Raw genomic sequence first — 19,737 nt, 5'->3', positions numbered from 1 at the left:
GCGCGAACACCGCCTCACGCGCTGAACCCAGAACTAAGCTTTCACCGTGTTCTCCGAGACGCGCTATGCGATGAACGGGGACTTGCGGGTCGCCTATCGCGCGTCGCCCGCGGGCGCGCGGGACATCGTGCTCGTCCCGAACTGGTTCACGAACTGCGAGGTCTTTCCCGAGCTACCCGGTGTGGCGGGCTGGTTGGAGGCGATGACGTCGCTGGGCCGCGTGATCCTGTTCGACCAGCCGGGCAGCGGAGCGTCCGATCCTCTCGCGCAGGGTGCCATGCCGACGTTGGAGCAATGGACCGACAGCATCACGGCGGTGCTGGACGCTCTCGAGATCTCGGAAGCAACACTGATCGCGTACGCGGGTGCCATCCACACAGCTGCGTTGTTCGCCGCGACGTATCCGTCCCGCACGACCGCGCTGGTTCTGCCGGAGAGCACGCCCGATGGGGTGAACCGCACGGATTCGATGCAGGATGTCGTGGCCAGTGCCGCCGCCGTGTGGGGAACCGGGGAGTTGGAGCATGTAATCAATCCAGACATGCCGTGGAATGAGGAAATCCGGGCTGCGTGGGCGCGACACGAACGCCTCGCGGCGAGCCCACACACCGCTGAAGTTATGTTGCCACTTCTCGCCGAGGCGAACGCGCACGCCATCTTTCCGACTGTCCGCGTGCCCACCCTCCTCCTTCACCACCGTGACGATCCGTTCATTCCGCCGGAGAAGGGCCAGGCCGTGGCCGACTACATTGCGGACTCGGAATTCGTTGAGCTGCCGGGCCGCAACGTCTACCACGTCGTCGAACCATGGCGTGATTCCTTCGATGCGATCGCCGAATTCCTCACCGGTGAACAGCCGGCCGTCGCCGACGATCGCGTGCTGGCCACCGTCCTGTTCACCGACATCGTGGACTCGACCCGCCGCGCGGCCGAGATGGGCGACCGCGACTGGCACGCCCTGCTCGACGCCCACGACGCCATCGTGCGATCACAGCTCTCCCGCTTCCGCGGCCGCGAGGTCAACACCTCCGGTGACGGATTCCTCGCGATGTTCGACGGACCGCAGCGAGCGATCCGCTGCGCCATGACAATTCGCGACGCGGTGCACACGCTCGGTATCGAGATTCGCGCCGGATTGCACACCGGGGAATGCGAGGTCCGCGGCGACGACATCGGCGGCATCGGCGTGCACATCGGTGCGCGGGTGAGCGCGATGGCGGGACCCGACGAAGTGCTCGTCTCGAGTACGTTGCGCGACTTGGTGATCGGTTCGGGGCTCGAGTTCGAGGACCGGGGCGCACATCAACTCAAAGGTGTACCCGGCGAGTGGCGGCTGTCGGCGGTCACCTCATGACGACATGGCGGGATGTCCAAACGGCCGCACCCGAATTCGCCGCGCGCGTGCAGCGATTGTTCGACGCACGCAAGCACAAGACGATCGCGACGCTGCGGGCCGACGGGTCGCCCCGGATCTCCGGTATCGAGGCAACGTTCGACAACGGCGAGCTGACCTTCGGCTCAATGCCCAACGCCCGCAAGGGCGCCGACCTCCGGCGCGATCCCCGGTTCGCTCTCCACAGTGCGACGGTGGATCCGGTCGAGGGCGCCGAAGCGGAGTGGCCGGGCGAGGCGAAGATCGCGGGGCGAGCAATCTATTCCGGAGCGATCACCGACGGGCCCGACGGCGATCAATTCGGCACTGACATCACCGAGGTGGTGCTCGTCCACCTCAACGACGCCGCGACGCTGCTCGTCGTCGAATGGTGGACGCCTGAGCACGGCCTGCGCAGCGTTGAGCGCGAATAGCTAGGTCAACCGTTCCTTGAGGAACTGCACGACCCGCTTGCGTGCCTCGTAGGCCGGATGCCCGTCCTGCTCGCGCACCTCGAGGGCGAGCACCGAATGGGCGATCCGGCCGAAGCCTCCGGTGTTGCCCTTCGATGAGTCGATCTCGATGACCTCGAAGGCGTCACCGAGCCGGTCCTTGAGCGTCTTGAACCGTTCGGCCGGCGCCATCGGGTCCTCGCTGAATCGCAGGCCCAACGCGCACAGGCCCTCCTCGGCGGCGCGCTTCTCGATCACCTGCAACTCGCCCTCGGACATTCCGGGGTCGCGCTTGTGCTTCAGCGTCAACCCGATCGGCACCGACGGCTGGCTGAGCACCGAGGCCAGCACGCTGTCGTCGACGGCGGCCGCCAGCGCGAACCCGCCGGAAAAGCATTGGCCGATCACGCCGACACCCTTACTGCCGGTCTTGGACTTCAGGTCCCGCGCCAGCGCCCGCAGGTAGTGCGACACCGGCCGATCCTTGTTCGTCGCGAACGCCGCGAACTCCTTCGTCACACAGGCGCGCGCCAACGTCGGCACCATCATCGGCCCCCGGGCCGGCGCACCGGGGGTTCCGAACAACGACGGCATTGCGACGGTGAAACCGTTGTCCACCAAGTAATTTCCCAACGCCAGCCCACCCGGGTGGATGCCGGGGATCTCCGGGATCAGCACCACGCCGGGACCCTCGCCCTTGCGGTAGACGTCATGGGTGAAACCGGCCGCGGTGAACGGCTCCTTGACCCAACCGGTCAGGTCTGCTTCGGGTCCGGGCATCGACGTCTCCTTCTCAGCCGCGCGGCAGGGGCTTCTGTGTCTGCGTCGCGACGGCCAGCGTACGGAAGTCGCCGGTGCTTCCGGCACCCGTTATGGCGAGCTGAGCAGGCCCGGCCTGGCTGTCCAGACGAGTGGTCCACACCGGTTCAGTGTCCTCGCCGCCCTCGTAGACGATCCACTTCACGCCGTCGACGTCCTGCGCCCCGGTGGGATACATCGACCGGTGGATCGAATTCACCAGCGGCTGCTCGTCGGCGTTGCTCTGGGTGAGACTCACGTACATCTTGGACGCGGCGAGGTAGCCCACCGTCGCGGTGACGGCGCGCTGCTTTTGTCCATTGGCGTCGGTGCGGCCGGCGTCGATGCCGCCGCGGCTGCCGGAGTTGGCCTGCCAACCGGCCGGGACCTGCGGCAGCCGAATCGGGATCGGCAGCGCCTCGGCGTCAGCCTTGAGCGCTGCGGCGGCGTCATACGGCGGCGGCACCCCGTCACGGGGGCTGTTGGGCCGGGCCGAGCACATCCCCACCAGCCCGGCCAGGGCGATGCAGGCCACGATCAGCGGGGCCAGCGACCAGAACATGTCGCGACCGTCCTGGAGCAGCCTGGGCTTGGGTTCCCTGGGCGGTATGCCGGTCTCGGACGGGGTACTCACGCCAGCCAGTATCCCAGGTCTGGACGGCTGACCGGCTTCTGGGACAATCTCAGCCATGCCAGACGCCCGTCGCCGTGAAGCGCCCGATCGCAACCTTGCCCTCGAACTGGTTCGGGTCACCGAAGCAGGCGCCATGGCCGCCGGCCGGTGGGTCGGCCGAGGTGACAAAGAAGGTGGTGACGGCGCTGCCGTCGACGCCATGCGTGAGCTGGTCAACTCGGTCTCGATGCGCGGTGTGGTGGTCATCGGCGAGGGCGAGAAGGACAACGCCCCGATGCTCTACAACGGTGAAGAGGTCGGTAACGGCGACGGACCGGACTGCGACTTCGCCGTCGACCCGGTCGACGGCACCACCCTGATGAGCAAGGGCATGCCCAACGCGATCTCGGTGCTCGCCGTCGCCGAACGCGGCGCCATGTTCGACCCGTCGGCCGTCTTCTACATGCACAAGATCGCCGTCGGCCCGGACGCCGCCGACGTCATCGACATCACCGCGCCGATCGCCGAGAACATCAAGCGCGTCGCCAAGGTGAAGAACTCCAGCGTCGCCGACCTGACCGTCTGCATCCTGGACCGGCCGCGGCACGCCCAGCTGATCGCCGACGTCCGGGAGGCGGGCGCGCGCATCCGGCTGATCTCCGACGGCGACGTCGCAGGCGCCATCTCCGCGTGCCGGCCCAACTCCGGCACCGATCTGCTCGCCGGTATCGGCGGCACCCCCGAGGGCATCATCGCCGCCGCCGCGATCCGCTGCATGGGGGGCGCGATCCAGGCCAAGCTGGCCCCCACCGACGACGACGAGAAGCAGAAGGCGATCGACCGCGGCTACGACCTGGACCGGGTGCTGCTCACCGAGGACCTGGTCTCCGGGGAGAACGTCTTCTTCTCCGCCACCGGTGTCACCGACGGCGACCTACTCAAGGGCGTCCAGTACTCCGGCGGCGGCGCCACCACCCAGTCGATCGTGATGCGATCCAAGTCCGGCACCGTCCGGATGATCGAGGCCTATCACCGGCTTTCGAAGCTCAACGAATACTCCGCGGTGGATTTCACCGGGGACAAGACCGCCGCATATCCACTCCCCTAAGAAAGGCGTTTGATGACCGACAGTGCTGTCGAGGGCGAATACCGCATCGAGCACGACACCATGGGCGAGGTCCGGGTTCCGAAGGACGCCCTGTGGCGCGCCCAGACCCAGCGTGCCGTCGAGAACTTTCCGATCTCCTTCCGCGGTCTCGAGCGCACCCAGATCCGCGCGCTGGGCCTGCTGAAAGCAGCCTGCGCCCAGGTGAACAAGGACCTCGGCAAGCTCTCCGCCGAGAAGGCCGACGCGATCATCGCCGCCGCCGGTGAGATCGCCGACGGACTGCACGACGACCAGTTCCCCATCGACGTGTTCCAGACCGGTTCGGGCACCAGCTCCAACATGAACGCCAACGAGGTGATCGCCTCGATCTGCGAGCGCAACGGCGTCACGGTGCACCCCAACGACGACGTCAACATGTCGCAGAGCTCCAATGACACCTTCCCCACCGCCACCCACATCGCGGCGACGGAAGCCGCTGTGCGCCACCTGATTCCGGCGCTCGAGGTGCTGCATGAGTCGCTGGCGGCCAAGGCCCGCCAGTGGCGCACGGTCGTCAAGAGCGGTCGCACCCACTTGATGGACGCGGTCCCGGTCACCCTCGGCCAGGAATTCGGTGGCTACGCCCGCCAGGTCGAGGCCGGCATCGAACGGGTCAAGGCCACGCTGCCCCGCCTGGGTGAGCTCGCCATCGGCGGCACCGCGGTGGGCACCGGCCTCAACGCCCCCGACGGATTCGGCGCCAAGGTCGTCGACGTGCTCGTCGAGCAGACCGGCCTGGCCGAATTGCGCACGGCGAAGGACTCTTTCGAGGCCCAGGCCGCCCGCGACGGGCTGGTCGAGGCGTCCGGCGCACTGAAGACCATCGCGGCGTCGTTCACCAAGATCGCCAACGACATCCGCTGGATGGGCTCGGGCCCGCTGACCGGTCTGGGCGAGCTTCAGCTGCCCGACCTGCAGCCCGGTAGCTCGATCATGCCGGGCAAGGTCAACCCCGTCATCCCCGAGGCCGTCACCCAGGTGGCCGCCCAGGTCATCGGCAACGATGCCGCCATCACCGTCGGCGGCCTGTCGGGCGCGTTCGAGCTGAACGTGTACATCCCGATGATGGCGCGCAACCTGCTGGAGTCGTTCACGCTGCTGTCCAATGTGTCGAAGTTGTTCGCCACCAAGTGCATTGACGGCCTGATCGCCAACGAGGAGCACCTGCGCGAGCTGGCCGAATCCTCTCCGTCGATCGTGACGCCGCTGAACTCGGCCATCGGCTATGAGGAGGCCGCCAAGGTCGCCAAGCAGGCGCTCAAGGAGAAGAAGACGATCCGGCAGACGGTCATCGACCGCGGCCTGATCGGCGACAAGCTCTCCGAAGAGGAGCTCGACAAGCGCCTCGACGTGCTCGCGATGGCGAAAGTAAAAGACGGCGACTAGGAGTCGTTTGCTGCCATGCCCACCCGGGTAAGGGTGGGCATGGACCAGAACACGTCGACGACGGCGGTGTCGCCGGATGCCGATCCCGACGACCCCCGCAAGCCCGAGTCGCCGACCGACCTGACGAAACCGTCGGCGTTCTACGTGCTGCGCAAGACGGCTCGGGAGTTCACCGCCGATCAGTGCACCGATCTCGCCGCCGCACTGACCTACTACGCGGTGCTGTCGCTGTTCCCGGCAGTCGTGGTCGTCATCTCCCTGCTCGGCGTCGTCGGCCAGGGCCAGCGCACCACCGAGACGGTGCTGGGCATCGTCGACGACGTGCTGCCCGGCTCCGCGATCGACTCGCTGCGCCCGACCATCCAGCAGCTGGTCGAAAACCCTTCGGCCGGACTGGCGTTGGTGCTCGGCATCCTCGGTGCGCTGTGGTCGGCGTCGGGCTATGTCGGAGCATTCGGCCGCGCCATGAACCGCGTCTACGAGGTCGAGGAAGGCCGGCCGATCTGGAAGCTGCGGCCGCTGCAGCTGTTGGTCACCGCGATCGGTCTGGTGATGGCCGCCGCCGTCGCGTTCATGCTTGCGATCAGTGGGCCGGTGGCCAAATCGGTGGGCAACCTGATCGGCGCCGGCGACGTGGCGGTGACCCTGTGGACGATCCTGCGCTGGCCGGTGATTCTGGTTCTCGTCACCGCCGGGGTGGCCATCCTCTACTACATCGCCCCGAACGTCCGTCAACCCAAGTTCCGGTGGATCAGTGTCGGCGCCGGACTTGCCATCGTCGTGTGGATCTTGGCCTCGGTGCTCTTCGGCGTGTACGTCGCGAACTTCTCCAGCTACAACAAGACCTACGGGACGCTGGCGGGGGTCATCGTCTTCCTACTGTGGCTGTGGATCACCAACGTGGCCTTGCTATTCGGGGCCGAACTCGACGCCGAGCTGGAACGGGGTCGTCAGCTGCAGGCCGGCCTGCACGCCGAGCGCGACCTGCAGCTGCCACCGCGCGACACCAAAATGGTGGAGAAGAACGAGGCCAAGGAGCAGGCCCTCATCGAGGAAGGCCGCAAGCTACGGCGCAGCCGGGGCCGACCCGACTGACCCGTAGCGGCGGATGCCCAGCGGCGCACTGATGCTGTGCACAATCAGGCTCAGCGTCACCGCGATGACCCCGGCCTGAGCGAGCACATCGGGATGCTGGATCTCCCCACGCTCGATGACCAGAAGCGCGAGCACCACGGTGCCGATGCCCCTCGGCCCGAACCAACCGATGAACAGCCGGCTGTAGGCGGGTAGGTCGGTGCGGATCAACGCCACCAGCACCGCGACCAGTCGCACCCCGAACAGCGCGACGACGCAGAACACCACCACTCGCCAGCTCGTGTGCTGCCAGGCGTCGATCACCGCGAACGCACCGAACATCGCGAACACCAACAACTCCAGCAGCTGCGCGGTGGCATCCGAAACCTGGTTCGACACTTGGGTATTGCTGCGGCGCGCCACCACCGCGAACGCCAGCCCGCCGGTGAACGCGGCGACGAACCCGCTGGCGTGCACCCGTTCGCCGAACTCGAAGCAGATCAGCGCGACGGCCAGCGTGGCCAGCTGCGCCCAGGTGTCGTTCATCCATTCCCGCCGCCGCGACCATGCGATCACCACCGCGCCGAGCAGTCCGACGCACGCACCGATCACCAGCGATACCACCTCGGTGCGCACGACGAACCAGGTCCAGTCCCGTGGGCGTTCGTCGGTCTGCGCCGACGCCAGCGCGAGTGCGGCCAACAGCACCGCCAACGCAAAGCCGTCGTAGAAACCGCTTTCCACCGACAGCGCGTTGCGCACCCGCTCCGGGATCCGGTGATCCTCGATCAGCGCCTCGATGAGCGCCACCTCGGTGGGGGCGACGATCGCCGCCAAGCACACCGCCTCCCACCACGGCAGCACCGGCAGCAGCGCCGCCGCGGTCAGCGTGCCGAGCACCAGGGTCAGCGGTATCCCGATCACCAGCAGCCGGAAGGTGACATGCCCGCGCCGAAACACCTTGCCGGGGTCCAGCTTTGCCGCCTGATTGAACAGGATCACGGTCAACGCGAGCTGCGCCAGCAGCGTGTAGCCCTCGGTGCCGGGACCGGCCTGTAGCAGGTTGAAACCGAAGGGCCCGAGCAGCATTCCCAGCCCGACGAAGATCAGCGCCGGGGCGACGTACCACCGGGCGACCAGGCCGGACATCACGGCGTAGCCCAGGACCAGCAGGGTCAGGACAAACGGGGTGGCGGTGTGCACCTAGGCGCCAGCGCTAAGCACCGTTGTTGGAGCCGCCGGAATTGGCCCCGGGGATGTCGGTGATCGGGATGTTCGGCATCGGCTTGGGCGACGGGGTGTTCGGCAGGGTCGGGATGTCAGCGACCGGGATGTCTTGCAGCTGGTTGGCCGGCGGCCCGTTGTCCCGCGACCCGTACACGCTGCCCGGCGCGCGCGGGCCCAGCATCTGGCTCACGGTGACCAGGTGGTAGCCGTTGGCTTTCAGCACCGGGATGAACTGTTCGACCAGATCGACCGTCGACGAGTAGGTGTCGTGGAACAGCACCACCGAGTTGGGCTTGATCTGCGTCATCAGCATGTAGCGGGTGGCGTTGGTGTTCGAGTCGTTCATCCAGTCGAACGGGATCACGTCCCACAGGATCGCGGCGAGCCCGTACTGGGCGGCGACCTTGTTGACCGCATCGTTGGTCAACCCACCGGCCGGCCGCCACAACACGGGTGTCTGCCCGGTGGCCGCCTTGATCGCGTCGTTGGCCTTACTGAACTGCGCCGGCACGTCCTCGGCCGGGATCGTCGTCATGTTCGGGTGTTCCCAGGTGTGGCTGCCGAGCTCCATGCCGGCGTCGACGACCCGCTTGGCTCCCGCCGGGTTGGCCGCGACCTTGTTGCCGATCTCGAAGAACGTGGCCTTGGCATCGGCCTTCTCGAGGATGCCCAGCAGCCGGTCGGTGTAGGGCGACGGCCCGTCGTCGAAGGTCAGCGCCACACACTTGACCACCGAGCAGTCGACGGCATCAGCCTTGGCCACCTTGACGTGACCAGTGAAACCGCCGATGACGACGACGGCGACACCTGCACAGACCCCGATGGCGGTGCGCAAATAGGACCAGGACAGGCTGTCGGGTCGGCGCGGCACGCCAGTGAGTTTACCGGCCCAGCCTGTCCGGTCCCGTCCACGCGCGTCAGGGCAGGGCGCCGGGGCTGATCTCCTCGAGCATCTCGGTGACCAGCGCGGCGATCGGTGAACGTTCGCTACGCATCAGCGTGATGTGCGCGAACAGCGGGTGGCCCTTGAGTTTCTCGATGACCGCCGCCACACCGTCGTGGCGTCCGACGCGCAGATTGTCGCGCTGCGCGACGTCGTGGGTCAGCACCACCCGCGACCCGCTGCCCAGCCGCGACAGCACGGTCAGTAGCACGTTGCGCTCCAGTGACTGCGCTTCGTCGACGATCACGAACGAGTCGTGCAGCGAACGACCGCGGATGTGGGTCAGCGGCAGCACCTCGAGCATGCCGCGGGAGAGCACTTCCTCCAGCACGGCCGGTGACGCCAGGCCCTCGAGGGTGTCGAAGACGGCCTGCGCCCACGGGCCCATCTTGTCGCTCTCACTGCCCGGCAGGTAGCCCAGATCCTGGCCGCCGACGGCGTACAGCGGCCGGAACACCACGACCTTGCGTTGGGTGCGCCGCTCCAGCACCGCCTCCAGACCCGCGCACAGTGCCAGCGCCGACTTGCCGGTGCCGGCCTTGCCGCCGAGGCTCACGATGCCCACCGATTCGTCGAGCAGCAGATCGAGGGCGACGCGTTGTTCGGCGGACCTTCCCCGGAGGCCGAACACTTCGCGATCGCCGCGCACCAGCTGAACCTTCTTGTCCGCGTTGACCCGGCCCAGCGCGCTGGAGTTGGCCCCGAGTAGCCGAACGCCGGTGTGGCACGGCAGGTTACGGGCTTCCTCGAGATCGATCTCGCCGTCGGCGAAGATGGTGTCGATGTCTTCGCCGGCGACGTCGAGCTCGGTCATGCCGGTCCAGCCGGAGGTGATCACGTCCTGGGCGTGGTACTCGTCGGCCAGCAGGCCGACCGCGCCGGCCTTCACCCGCAGCGGAATGTCCTTGCTGACCAACGTGACTCGCTTGCCCTCGGCCGCGAGGTTGGCCGCGACGGTCAGGATGCGGGTGTCGTTGCTCTCGGTGCGGAAGCCGGACGGCAGCACCATCGGATCGCTGTGGTTGAGTTCAACATTCAGTGTCCCGCCTTGCGTCCCAATGGGAATCGGCTGATCCAGACGACCGTGCTCCAAGCGAAGGTCGTCGAACAGCCTCAGCGCCTGCCGGGCGAACCAGCCCAGCTCGTGGTGGTGGCGCTTGGCTTCCAGTTCACTGATGACCACGAGCGGTACCACCACTTCGTGTTCGGCGAACCGGGTGCACGCCCACGGATCGGACAGCAGGACAGAGGTGTCGAGCACATACGTCCGAATGGGCGACTGCGAATCGGTCACTGGGCGCTCCTCAGGTTCACGCGGTCCCCGCGAACCCCTCGGCGGACACTGCGGCACCAGGACCGGGACCGGTCCTGTCGTAGTCGAAACGATAGGTACCGCCCGGACAGCAGAGCATGTCGCTAGCCATCGAAAGTGACGCTACTCCCGTAGCGGCGTGCGCGCCGATCAGGCGCGCGGGCGTGTTATGAGCGAACGATTTTCTTCAGCGTCGCTTCCTCGCCCAGACCCCACGCCGCGATGCGGTCGGTGACCACCTTCCGCGAGGTTTCGTAGTCGAAGATGCCGGCCTTCGCGACGTTCTGCAGCTTGTCCTGGTACTCCCAGATGTCGCCGCCGACCAGACCGAAACCGGCCGCGCGGCGGGCGATCGCGTTGATCGTCGAGTCGCGGTGAGTTTGCAGGCAGTGCGCGACGAGGTTGGCGAAGAACTCTTCGTGCCGCTCCTCGTCCGCGGCGATGCGGCCGACCAGACCCTTGAGTACCGGCTCCTCGATCTTGGCCTCGAGGTTGCGGGTGAACACCGCGTGGGCGCGCTCGTTGAGCGCCATGAAGACCAGCGTCTCGATCTGGGTGAAGTTGTCGGCCCGGTAGCCGCGCATGACGTGGTTGACGCGCACGTCCTCGTTGGCGGTCGGGTCGAAGTTGCGGGTGACCACGAGGTAGTTCCGCAGCGTGATGGCGTGCAGGTTCTCCTCGGCGGTCCAGCGGCCGATCCAGCGGCCCCACTTGTCTTCCAAGATGAAGTGCTCGACGACCTCGCGGTGGTATCCGGCCAGGTTGTCCTTGGTGATCAGCAGGATCTCCAACGCGTCGACGACGTCGGCGGGCAGCGTCACCTGGGATGGGTCCCAGTCCTTGCCGCCGAGGAAGGCGAAGTTCTCGCCCTGGTCGAACGGGACGTAGTCATGCCCGTACCACTCGTCAGCAGAGGCCAGGTAGCGGGCCAGATTGTCAGCGACAACCGGCTCAAGTTCGAGCGTCAGCGCATTCGCGACAGGTTTCTGTGCCATGAAGTAACTGTAACTCAAAGACACGGATGTCCAAAAGCGCGGCCACCCGGCGTTTCGCGGGTTAGAGAGTGAGGCCCGGATACAGCGGGTTGGCGGCCAGCAGCTCGGCGGCAGCGGCGTGCACGCGCTCGGCGGTGCCGTCGGCCAGCTTGTACTTGGCCTTCGACGTGCCCTCGGCCTCGGTGTTGGTGAGCACCTCGACGACCAGCTCGGCGACCCGGTCGAAATCGTCCGGCCCGAATCCGCGGGTGGTCAGTGCCGGCGTGCCGAACCGGATGCCGCTGGTGTACCAGGCGCCGTTCGGGTCGGACGGGATCGCGTTGCGGTTGGTGACCACGCCGGAGTCCAGCAGCGCCGACTCCGCCTGCCGGCCGGTCAATCCGTAGGACTGGACGTCGAGCAGCACCAGGTGGTTGTCGGTGCCGCCGGTGACCAGCTTCGCGCCGCGCTTGAGCAGCCCGTCGGCGAAGGCCTTGGCATTGTCGGCGATCCGCTGGGCGTAGGCCTGGAACGAGGGCTGGCGAGCCTCGGCCAGCGCGACGGCCTTGGCCGCCATGACGTGGGACAGCGGTCCGCCGAGCACCATCGGGCAGCCCTTGTCGACCGCGGGCGCGTACTCCTCGGTGGCCAACACCAGGCCACCGCGCGGCCCCCGCAGCGACTTGTGCGTGGTCGTGGTGGTGACGTGGGCATGCGGCACCGGATCCTCGTCGCCGGTGAAGACCTTGCCTGCCACCAGCCCGGCGAAGTGCGCCATGTCGACCATCAGGGTGGCGCCCACCTCGTCGGCGATCTCCCGCATCGTGGCGAAGTTGACCCGTCGCGGGTAGGCCGAATATCCGGCCACCAGGATCAGCGGCTTGAATTCCTTGGCGGCCGCGCGGACAGCGTCATAGTCGATCAGCCCGGTCTCGGCGTTAGTCCCGTAGCTGCGCTGGTGGAACATCTTGCCGGAGATGTTGGGCCGGAAACCATGGGTGAGGTGGCCGCCGGCATCGAGCGACATGCCCAGCAGCCGTTGGCTGCCCAGCCGCGCGCGCAGCCGTTCCCACTCGGCCTCGGAGAGGTCGTTGATGTGCTTGACCCCGGAATCGGTCAGGGCCGGGGCCTCGATCCGGGTGGCCAGGATGGCCCAGAACGCGACCAGGTTGGCGTCGATCCCGGAGTGCGGCTGGGCGTAGGCGTACGGGGCGCCGAACAGTTCGCGAGCGTGCTCGGCGGCCAGCGACTCGACAGTGTCGACGTTCTGGCACGCGGCGTAGAAACGGTGCCCGACGGTGCCCTCGGCGTACTTGTCCGAGAACCAGGTACCCATGGTCAACAGCACAGCGGGTGAGGCGTAGTTCTCGCTGGCGATCAGTTTGAGCGAATCCCGTTGATCGGCAAGCTCTTTGCGGGTCGCATCAGCGATTCGCGGCTCGACGGTCTCGATGACCTGTAACGCCGCCCGGTAGGCCTCACTGGCGGTGGCGGCGTAGTCGGCACCGGGAGCGGCGGCCGAGGGCGAAATCGTCGAGTCTGCGGTCATGGCCCAAGCCTATCCGCCCCTGTTCAGGCCGCGTCCACCCGCAGCGCCGACGGGATCAGCGGCTCGTCGAGCAGCCGGCCGAACCGTTCGGTGAGGCCCACCTCGGCAGGCCGATCATCGAGCCAGCCCCGCAGCAGCCGGTATCCCTCAACGTAGGTGCTGGTGTAGGCCCGCCACAGCGGCGAGGACAGAAAACGCAGCATCTGGCGAGCCCGGGTGTCGTCGACCAGCAACCAGCGCTGCAGGAACGCGACGACGTCGTCGACGTCGCGGTGCTCGTCGTGCAGCATCAGCGCCGCGTCCTGGCGCACGTCGGCCAGCGCCGCCGACGCCTCCGACAACGCCTCGGCGCGCGTGCCGTCGAACCGCAGTCCCAGATCGGCGTAGATCTCCGACGCCCAACTCCCCCAGCCCGGTCCGACCGCGGCATACAGCGCCAGGTCGGCCAGCCCCTCGGCCATCAGGCACTGCGGGGTGTTGACCAGAAAGATGGTCTGTTCCTGCTGATCCTGGCCGGCCACCAGCCCGGCCTCCTTGCGGCAGTGCTCGGTGTGGTGGCCGGGATAGGACTCGTGGGCCACCAGGCGCGGCAGATTGGACATCTGCTGCTTGAGGTCGGCGTTGACCGCGACCGTCGAGGTGTAGTTGCCGTTGTAGTAGTTGAACCCCGACCACGGCTTGTCGGTGACGACCTCGTAGACGATGGTCTCGGTGTCGGGCAGGGGGTACGTCGCGCGGACTTTGTCGCGCAGCGCACTGGAGAACGCGTGGATGCATTCCTCGAGCCGCTCGGGCGGGATCTCGTCGGACTGGCGGTGGGCGTCCATCCGTTCGGTCAGCGACCCGCTGCCGGCGAGCACCTCGTCGATGCGGGCGTGGGCGGCGCGGTAGCGCTCGGGGTCGCCGCGGCTGATCTCGACGTCGAAGTAGTTGCGCACCTCGTCGACGAAGCCGACCTCCTCGCCGGCGAACTTGCGCGCGGAGACCTGCAGGGCCCGCAGGTGTGCGCCGATGAAGTCGGCGCGCTGGTCGGTGAAGCCTGCTTCGCGAGGAACCTGAGGCAATTCGGCCAGCAGCCGGTCGGCCTGCCGCACCAGGTCAGCCGGCTCAGGCGCGGGCTCGTCGGCGACTGCGCGGCGCAGTTCGGGATCGCCGGTGAACGAGTCGACGTAGCCTTCCTCGATACGGTCGAACCGCAAACCGAGGGTTAAGTAATCGCGGATAAGGGTGCCGGGCTGCATGTCAACCAAGCTAACTGCAAGACTGGCACGATGGCGCGGCTGAGTGAACCCAGCCCTTACGTCGAGTTCGACCGGAGTCAATGGCGTTCACTGCGCATGTCGACCCCGTTGAAGCTGACGGAGGACGAACTGGTTGGGCTGCGCGGTCTGGGTGAGCAGGTCGATCTGCTGGAGGTCGAAGAGGTCTACCTGCCGCTGGCTCGGCTCATCCATCTGCAGGTCGCCGCGCGCCAGCGGCTGTTCGCCGCCACCTCGGAGTTCCTCGGCGAGCCGCAGCAGAACCCGGACCGGCCGGTGCCGTTCATCATCGGCGTCGCCGGGAGCGTGGCCGTCGGCAAGTCCACCACCGCCCGTGTGCTGCAGGCACTGCTGGCCCGCTGGGAGCATCACCCCCGCGTCGACCTGGTCACCACTGACGGCTTCCTTTACCCCAACGCCGAGCTGACCCGCCGAAACCTGATGCACCGCAAGGGTTTTCCAGAAAGCTACAACCGCCGCGCGCTGATGCGGTTCGTGACGACGGTGAAGTCCGGCGCCGACCAGGTCTGTGCGCCGGTGTACTCACACCTGATCTACGACATCGTGCCCGGCGAGAAACACGTCGTCACCCATCCGGACATCCTGATCCTCGAGGGGCTCAACGTCCTGCAGACAGGCCCGACCCTGATGGTGTCGGACCTGTTCGACTTCTCGGTGTACGTCGACGCCCGCATCGAGGACATCGAGCAGTGGTACGTCGACCGCTTCCTGGCGATGCGGCGCGGCGCGTTCGCCAACCCGGCCTCGCACTTTCACCACTACGCGGGCCTGACCGACACCCAGGCCGTCGCGGCCGCCCGCGACATCTGGAGTTCGATCAACCGGCCGAACCTGATCGAGAACATCCTGCCGACCCGGCCGCGGGCGACACTGGTGCTGCGCAAGGACGCCGACCACGCGATCAATCGGCTGCGCCTGCGCAAGCTCTAGTTCGGCACTCCGGTGAGCGGGTTGAGCCGCAGCACCGGCAGCGGGAACGCGAACTCCGCCTCGCCGGCGTCGGGATCGGAGAAGATCCCGATGGTGTAGACGCCCGCGGAGTAAACGGTCATCGGCAGGTGGTGGGCGAAGACCCGGAACTTGACCGGAACCCCCGGGTTGTCGGGCCACTGCCAGGCGAACTCGAGAAGCCCGACCCGCTCCCCTTCAGGCGATTTCGCGACGATGTAGCGGCGCGGCTCGTAGTCGGTGCCGCCCGGCGCATGGACGGCCAGCACCAGCGGCACGGTGATCTGCGAAGGCAGGCTCTCCACGTAGCAGCTCGTCATCGGGAAGCCTTCTGCGGTGACCCCGCCGGCCTCTTCCAGGACCGCCTTGCGCGCGGCGGCGAACGCTACGACATGCATGCCGCAGACCCTATTTGATGCGGCGCACCCCGAGGTACTGCAGGTCGGCGAACACCAGCGTGTACACCCCACTTGCCAGCGTCACGACCACACCCGTGGTCGTGAGGTCGAGCTCGATCACGGCGACGACCGCCGCGACGGTGAAGAGCAGGTTCGCGATCGCAGTGGCGATCCCCGCGGTACGCACCCGCTTCAGCCCAGCCGCCAGGAACACCACGATGGCGTAGACGAGAAAGACCGCGCCAGTGGTGAATTCGGCTGTCTTCGAGAAACCGGTGAACCCGGAAATCGGTCCGGCAGCGGCCATCAGGACGATGCCGCACAGGCCGGACAGGACGGCGTCGACCCGCATGGCCATGCGCAGCAGCGAGTCCGAGGTGGTGGCGGGAAGGGTGGTGGTCATTGTTGTTCCTTTCGTGGTGGGTTGGTACTCAGGCCTATTGGGGAGTCACGCCAGACGGCGCACTCCGAGGTACTGCAGAACGGCGAAGGTCGCGGTGTAGAGCGCGGCGGCCAGTGCGGCGATGGAGCCGACGGTGGTCAGCGGCAACACCCCGGCCTCGGCGACGACGATGAAGCCGACAGTGCTGGCGGTGTTGAACAGGACCAGGCCGGTGCCGACCCGGCGAAGGTCGGGCGATGCGGCCAGCGAGTAGACGACGAGTCCGCAGAGCACGAACGCCGCACCGGCGATGTAGCCCTGCGCCGCGGTCAGTCCGGTCAGCCGGCCCAGCGGGTCGGCCATCACCGCGATGGCCAAGCCGAGAACGCCAGTCAGGGTGGCGTCCACGCGCATCGCGAAGCGCAGCAGTGAATCTGTCGAATCAGAGAACGGGTGGTTCCTGGTGATCATGGCGGTCATGTCCCTGAGGCTGCTCAGGACGCACTGCCAGATCGAGACGTGCCGCTGCCATGCACTGCCAGCCCCAGGTCAGGAGTGTGCGACTGCCTGTTGCGACCGCAGGTCTGCGGCGATCAATCGGGCCGCGGCGTTCTGCCAGTTGTGCAGCGAACGCTGCGGAACCTCGGTGACGAACCACTGCCACGCCTGCCGCGCCACCGGATCCAGCCCGGCGGCGGTGGCGTTCTGCGCGTACGCCCGAACCCCGACGACGTACGGGAAGTACAGCGCGTTGTAGTAGCGCCAATGCTCGGTGGTGCCGAACGAACCGCCGCTGCGCGGCTTCAACCGCGCGATGTGTTCGGCCAGCACGGCCTTGAGTTCGTTGGCCCGCTCCAGCGGCTGGTCGGGCGCCCCGCGGGCGGCCAGCCGCTCGTCGATGACGGGCAGCTGGGTCAGCGGGCTGGCGACGAGTTTGGACAGATCGCCGTAGTGGCCCAGCGCGCGGCGGGTCAGCCGCGCGAAAGCCTCGTCGTCGAGGGCGTCCAGGGGGTTGGCAGCGACCAGTGGCAGCGCGGCTTCCGCGCCGCGCAACGCGGCGCGGTCGGCGCGCAGCCGCGGCGAATGCGAGAACGCCAGCCGGTCCAGCAGGCCGGCCAGCGGGTCGGCCAGCACGTTGATCGCGATCGCGACGGCCAGGCTGGTGAACAGCAACACGGTCAGCGCGGTGCGGCCGGGCCCGTCGGCCCCGGTGACCGCCATCCCGATCAGCGCCTGCCCGCCGAACAGCACCGCCACCACCACCGTCGCGATGAACGACCGCAGCATGTCGGCCCGCAGCGCCTGACCTTCGTCGAAGGCATCCCACAGCGCGACCGCAAGCCCCAGCAGCAGCACGTCAAAACCGGTGGAGGCCAACGCCAGCCAGCTCGGCACCAGACCCAGCGGGATCACCAGGATCGCGTTGCCCAGCGCGAAGAACAACGTCGCGATAACCACCACCCCGGCCACCCGACCGGGCTGCGCGGCCCGGCGCACGGCGGCCACCATCGCGGCCAGCGTGGACACCGAGATCACCGCGAACATCACCCAGTGGCCGGTGCGCAACGGGCCCTCGACCGACCCGGCCATGACCGCACCCACCAGCGTGAGCGCGGCGACCACGGCGATCAACGCCCATTCGGTGGCGCGGCTTCGCCAGGTGTCGGTCGGCCGGGCCAACTCGAGCACGACGGCGAACCAGGCCACTCCCGGCACCGCGACAAGGTAGATCTCGATCTGGCCCAGCAGGTCGGCGTGCGCGATGCTGACCACTCGCACCGCATCCAACGCCACCACGCCGGCGAATCCGCACAATCCGATAGCGGCCAGTGCCAACACCGGCTTACGCGGATCGCGCGCCAGCAGATACAGGCCCAGCCACCAGCTGAGTGTGAAGACGACCGCCGACAGCGCAGACATCACATGCCGAATCGCCGATGCCTGCGGCTGTAGGCGCGCAGCGCGCGCAGGAAGTCGACCCGTCGGAACGCCGGCCAGTGCGCCTCGGTGAACCACATCTCCGAATAGGCGCTCTGCCACAACAGGAATCCGGAGAGCCGCTGCTCCCCCGAGGTCCGGATCACCAGATCGGGATCGGGCTGCCCCGAGGTGTAGAGGTTCTCCGAGATCCCCTCGATCGTGACGGCGTCGATGAGCTGCTCCGGGGTGGCGCCGTTGGCCAGCTGCTTACTCAGCAGCGCCCGGACGGCATCGACGATCTCCTGCCGCCCGCCGTAACCGACGGCGACGTTGACGTGGAACGAGGCGGGCGGGAGCCCCGCGGTGCTGTCCACGGCGTCACGAAGACGGCGGGCGGGCTCTTCGCCGAGCAACTCGAGATCGCCGACGGTGCGCACGCTCCACCGGTTCGTCGGCGCGCAGATCTCCTCGACGACCTCGGTGATGATCTCGATCAGACAGGAGAGTTCGTCGGGATCGCGTTGCAAATTCTCGGTGGACAGCAGGTAGACCGTCGCCATCTCGATGCCGGATTCCGCGCACCAGCGCAGCATTTCGGCGATCTTGGCCGCACCCATCCGGTAGCCGTACGCGACGTCGTCGTGACCAGCATCACGAGCCCAGCGCCGGTTGCCGTCGCACAGCACAGCGATATGGCGGGGTAGCTGGGACTTGGAGCGCGCCAGCTCCTGGCGCAGCCGCATCTCGTAGAGCCGGTAGGCCGGATCCTTGAGGCGAGGCGGAATGATCTCCACGACAAACCAGACTACTGTGACGAGCAGATGCCCCCGGTCGCGAATTGGAGGTGACATGACCGCAAGAGTCGAGATCGCCGACGAGGCTCAGCAGCCATCGCCCCGTGATTACGCCGAAGACTTCCCCGAAGCAGTCGTCGACGCCGCCGCCCAATTCCTCGGCAAGCCCCGGGCCCGCGGCTGGATCCACGTCTACGCCGCCGTGGTCGCCTTCATCGCCGGCGCGGCCCTCATCTCGGTGTCGTGGGCGATGGAAGGTCTGCGCGCGGGACTCTCGACATTCGTCTACACGATCACGATCGTCGCGATGTTCGCGGTCAGCGGCACCTATCACCGGGTGAACTGGAAGTCGCCGACGGCGCGCAAGTGGATGAAGCGCGCTGACCATTCGATGATCTTCATCTTCATCGCGGGCAGTTACACGCCGTTCGCGATGCTTGCGCTGCCCGAGCGCAGCGGCATTGTCCTGCTCGCGATCGTATGGGGTGGGGCGCTGGCCGGCGTGCTGCTCAAGATGTTCTGGCCGTCGGCCCCGCGCTGGGTCGGCGTGCCGCTGTATCTGCTGCTGGGCTGGGTGGCAGCGTGGTTCATCGGGCCGATCATGCAGGGGGCCGGCGTCGCCGCGGTGGTGCTGCTGATCGTCGGCGGTGCGCTGTACAGCGTCGGTGGCGTGCTCTACGCACTGAAGTGGCCCAACCCGTGGCCGACGACGTTCGGCCATCACGAGTTCTTCCACGCCTGCACCGCGGTAGCGGCGATCTGCCACTACATCGCGATGTGGTTCGCGGTCTTCTAGCTAAAGCTGGGTGACGTTCTCCGGGCCCCAGTAGGCCTTCATCGACGTGACCAGACCGTCGCTGTTGAACGTCATCACCTCGATGACCTCGATCCGCATGGCGCCGGCGACGGTGAGGGCGAACATGAACGCCGCTTCGCTGCCGCCGTTGCGGAACGTCAGCAGTTCGGACTTCACCTCGGCGCCCTCGATGTTCTTGTAGAAGCCCTCGATAGCCTGCCGGCCGATGTGGACTTCGCCGCAGCCGACCGGGTCCTCCAGCGTGGCGTCCTCGGCGTACAACGCGGCGACGTCGGCTGCCTTGCCCGCGGCGACGGTGTTCAGGTAGCGGTTGACCAGGGCTTCGAGATCGAGGGCATCGCTCATGGCCGG

General features: G+C 67.4%; 21 protein-coding genes. 7 read left to right on the top strand and 14 right to left on the bottom strand.

Features of this window, described 5'->3' with window-relative positions; translation table 11 throughout:
• The first annotated feature begins 46 nt into the window (after positions 1-46).
• Entirely contained in the window at positions 47-1,354 is a 1,308-nt protein-coding gene (locus K0O64_RS05980; protein WP_071947338.1) for an adenylate/guanylate cyclase domain-containing protein, read from the top strand.
• Positions 1,351-1,806, top strand: a complete 456-nt coding sequence (locus K0O64_RS05975) for a pyridoxamine 5'-phosphate oxidase family protein (protein WP_071950062.1) — start codon at positions 1,351-1,353, stop codon at positions 1,804-1,806. Before K0O64_RS05980 ends, K0O64_RS05975 begins: the two co-directional genes overlap by 4 nt.
• On the opposite strand, the gene K0O64_RS05970 is transcribed toward K0O64_RS05975, so the two are convergent.
• Together K0O64_RS05970 and K0O64_RS05965 are read right to left on the bottom strand one after the other, a co-directional pair.
• Positions 1,807-2,604 carry a dienelactone hydrolase family protein gene (locus tag K0O64_RS05970; protein ID WP_096310342.1) on the bottom strand — a complete coding sequence of 266 codons (798 nt, stop codon included), beginning with the start codon at positions 2,602-2,604 and terminating at the stop codon, positions 1,807-1,809.
• 13 nt (positions 2,605-2,617) lie between these two features.
• Positions 2,618-3,313: a DUF4245 domain-containing protein gene (locus tag K0O64_RS05965; protein ID WP_096310340.1), complete on the bottom strand. Its 696-nt coding sequence runs from the start codon at positions 3,311-3,313 to the stop codon at positions 2,618-2,620.
• Here K0O64_RS05965 and glpX point away from each other — a divergent pair.
• From glpX to K0O64_RS05950, 3 genes are read left to right on the top strand one after another with little or no spacing between them, the layout of a single operon-like run.
• Positions 3,312-4,343: a class II fructose-bisphosphatase gene (glpX, locus tag K0O64_RS05960; RefSeq protein ID WP_071947341.1), complete on the top strand. Its 1,032-nt coding sequence runs from the start codon at positions 3,312-3,314 to the stop codon at positions 4,341-4,343. The two genes, K0O64_RS05965 and glpX, sit on opposite strands and share 2 nt — an antisense overlap.
• A 12-nt stretch (positions 4,344-4,355) precedes the next feature.
• Positions 4,356-5,768, top strand: a complete 1,413-nt coding sequence (locus tag K0O64_RS05955; RefSeq protein ID WP_071947342.1) for a class II fumarate hydratase — start codon at positions 4,356-4,358, stop codon at positions 5,766-5,768.
• A 39-nt stretch (positions 5,769-5,807) separates the two neighbouring features.
• Positions 5,808-6,863, top strand: a complete 1,056-nt coding sequence (locus K0O64_RS05950; protein WP_096310338.1) for a YihY/virulence factor BrkB family protein — start codon at positions 5,808-5,810, stop codon at positions 6,861-6,863.
• Here the strand turns inward: K0O64_RS05950 and K0O64_RS05945 are convergent.
• From K0O64_RS05945 to K0O64_RS05920, 6 genes are all read right to left on the bottom strand, one after another.
• Positions 6,834-8,045 (bottom strand): cation:proton antiporter, encoded by a 1,212-nt coding sequence (locus K0O64_RS05945; protein WP_096310336.1) that lies wholly within the window; start codon positions 8,043-8,045, stop codon positions 6,834-6,836. The genes K0O64_RS05950 and K0O64_RS05945 overlap by 30 nt on opposite strands.
• A gap of 13 nt (positions 8,046-8,058) precedes the next feature.
• On the bottom strand, positions 8,059-8,940 hold the full coding sequence (locus K0O64_RS05940; RefSeq protein WP_071947345.1) for a polysaccharide deacetylase family protein: 882 nt from the start codon (positions 8,938-8,940) through the stop codon (positions 8,059-8,061).
• Positions 8,941-8,986: 46 nt separating this feature from the next.
• Entirely contained in the window at positions 8,987-10,273 is a 1,287-nt protein-coding gene (phoH2, locus tag K0O64_RS05935) for an RNA 5'-3' helicase PhoH2 (RefSeq protein WP_425574751.1), read from the bottom strand.
• A 218-nt stretch (positions 10,274-10,491) separates the two neighbouring features.
• Positions 10,492-11,319, bottom strand: a complete 828-nt coding sequence (locus K0O64_RS05930) for an acyl-ACP desaturase (RefSeq protein WP_096310334.1) — start codon at positions 11,317-11,319, stop codon at positions 10,492-10,494.
• Positions 11,320-11,380: 61 nt separating this feature from the next.
• A complete protein-coding gene (locus K0O64_RS05925; protein ID WP_096310332.1) occupies positions 11,381-12,847 on the bottom strand; it encodes a glycine hydroxymethyltransferase in 1,467 nt (488 codons plus the stop codon).
• A 23-nt stretch (positions 12,848-12,870) separates the two neighbouring features.
• On the bottom strand, positions 12,871-14,088 hold the full coding sequence (locus K0O64_RS05920) for a DUF885 domain-containing protein (protein ID WP_220046214.1): 1,218 nt from the start codon (positions 14,086-14,088) through the stop codon (positions 12,871-12,873).
• Between the two features lie 30 nt (positions 14,089-14,118).
• Here K0O64_RS05920 and coaA point away from each other — a divergent pair, with 30 nt between their 5' ends.
• Positions 14,119-15,057: a type I pantothenate kinase gene (gene coaA, locus K0O64_RS05915; RefSeq protein WP_071947350.1), complete on the top strand. Its 939-nt coding sequence runs from the start codon at positions 14,119-14,121 to the stop codon at positions 15,055-15,057.
• Here coaA and K0O64_RS05910 read toward each other — a convergent pair.
• From K0O64_RS05910 to K0O64_RS05890, 5 genes are all read right to left on the bottom strand, one after another.
• A complete protein-coding gene (locus K0O64_RS05910; protein ID WP_071947351.1) occupies positions 15,054-15,473 on the bottom strand; it encodes a hypothetical protein in 420 nt (139 codons plus the stop codon). The two genes, coaA and K0O64_RS05910, sit on opposite strands and share 4 nt — an antisense overlap.
• Positions 15,474-15,483: 10 nt before the next feature.
• Complete coding sequence (locus K0O64_RS05905; protein WP_096310328.1) at positions 15,484-15,876, bottom strand: hypothetical protein; 393 nt, start codon at positions 15,874-15,876, stop codon at positions 15,484-15,486.
• 45 nt (positions 15,877-15,921) lie between these two features.
• The gene (locus tag K0O64_RS05900) at positions 15,922-16,335 is read right to left on the bottom strand and encodes a hypothetical protein (RefSeq protein ID WP_225933639.1); all 414 of its coding nucleotides are present in this window, start codon (positions 16,333-16,335) and stop codon (positions 15,922-15,924) included.
• Positions 16,336-16,404: 69 nt separating this feature from the next.
• Complete coding sequence (locus tag K0O64_RS05895; protein ID WP_220046486.1) at positions 16,405-17,775, bottom strand: phosphatidylglycerol lysyltransferase domain-containing protein; 1,371 nt, start codon at positions 17,773-17,775, stop codon at positions 16,405-16,407.
• Positions 17,775-18,569: a (2Z,6E)-farnesyl diphosphate synthase gene (locus tag K0O64_RS05890; RefSeq protein ID WP_071947355.1), complete on the bottom strand. Its 795-nt coding sequence runs from the start codon at positions 18,567-18,569 to the stop codon at positions 17,775-17,777. The genes K0O64_RS05895 and K0O64_RS05890 overlap by 1 nt, the downstream gene beginning before the upstream one ends.
• 55 nt (positions 18,570-18,624) lie before the next feature.
• Between K0O64_RS05890 and trhA the strand changes: the two genes are divergently transcribed.
• Positions 18,625-19,365, top strand: a complete 741-nt coding sequence (gene trhA, locus K0O64_RS05885; RefSeq protein WP_071947356.1) for a PAQR family membrane homeostasis protein TrhA — start codon at positions 18,625-18,627, stop codon at positions 19,363-19,365.
• Here trhA and K0O64_RS05880 read toward each other — a convergent pair whose 3' ends face one another.
• Positions 19,366-19,731 carry a nuclear transport factor 2 family protein gene (locus K0O64_RS05880; RefSeq protein ID WP_071947357.1) on the bottom strand — a complete coding sequence of 122 codons (366 nt, stop codon included), beginning with the start codon at positions 19,729-19,731 and terminating at the stop codon, positions 19,366-19,368.
• Positions 19,732-19,737 lie beyond the last annotated feature (6 nt).

The sequence above is a fragment of the Mycolicibacterium pallens genome (assembly GCF_019456675.1).
GTDB lineage: Bacteria > Actinomycetota > Actinomycetes > Mycobacteriales > Mycobacteriaceae > Mycobacterium > Mycobacterium crocinum.
This window is presented reverse-complemented; position numbering and strand designations above follow the sequence as displayed.

Coding starts and splice junctions, on each gene's coding strand:
- K0O64_RS05975 (WP_071950062.1), top strand. CDS start 1,351: ATGACGACATGGCGGGATGTCCAAACGGCCGCACCCGAATTCGCCGCG.
- K0O64_RS05970 (WP_096310342.1), bottom strand. CDS start 2,604: ATGCCCGGACCCGAAGCAGACCTGACCGGTTGGGTCAAGGAGCCGTTC.
- glpX (WP_071947341.1), top strand. CDS start 3,312: ATGCCAGACGCCCGTCGCCGTGAAGCGCCCGATCGCAACCTTGCCCTC.
- K0O64_RS05965 (WP_096310340.1), bottom strand. CDS start 3,313: ATGGCTGAGATTGTCCCAGAAGCCGGTCAGCCGTCCAGACCTGGGATA.
- K0O64_RS05955 (WP_071947342.1), top strand. CDS start 4,356: ATGACCGACAGTGCTGTCGAGGGCGAATACCGCATCGAGCACGACACC.
- K0O64_RS05950 (WP_096310338.1), top strand. CDS start 5,808: ATGGACCAGAACACGTCGACGACGGCGGTGTCGCCGGATGCCGATCCC.
- K0O64_RS05930 (WP_096310334.1), bottom strand. CDS start 11,319: ATGGCACAGAAACCTGTCGCGAATGCGCTGACGCTCGAACTTGAGCCG.
- K0O64_RS05925 (WP_096310332.1), bottom strand. CDS start 12,847: ATGACCGCAGACTCGACGATTTCGCCCTCGGCCGCCGCTCCCGGTGCC.
- K0O64_RS05920 (WP_220046214.1), bottom strand. CDS start 14,088: ATGCAGCCCGGCACCCTTATCCGCGATTACTTAACCCTCGGTTTGCGG.
- coaA (WP_071947350.1), top strand. CDS start 14,119: ATGGCGCGGCTGAGTGAACCCAGCCCTTACGTCGAGTTCGACCGGAGT.
- K0O64_RS05910 (WP_071947351.1), bottom strand. CDS start 15,473: ATGCATGTCGTAGCGTTCGCCGCCGCGCGCAAGGCGGTCCTGGAAGAG.
- K0O64_RS05905 (WP_096310328.1), bottom strand. CDS start 15,876: ATGACCACCACCCTTCCCGCCACCACCTCGGACTCGCTGCTGCGCATG.
- K0O64_RS05900 (WP_225933639.1), bottom strand. CDS start 16,335: ATGACCGCCATGATCACCAGGAACCACCCGTTCTCTGATTCGACAGAT.
- K0O64_RS05895 (WP_220046486.1), bottom strand. CDS start 17,775: ATGTCTGCGCTGTCGGCGGTCGTCTTCACACTCAGCTGGTGGCTGGGC.
- trhA (WP_071947356.1), top strand. CDS start 18,625: ATGACCGCAAGAGTCGAGATCGCCGACGAGGCTCAGCAGCCATCGCCC.
- K0O64_RS05880 (WP_071947357.1), bottom strand. CDS start 19,731: ATGAGCGATGCCCTCGATCTCGAAGCCCTGGTCAACCGCTACCTGAAC.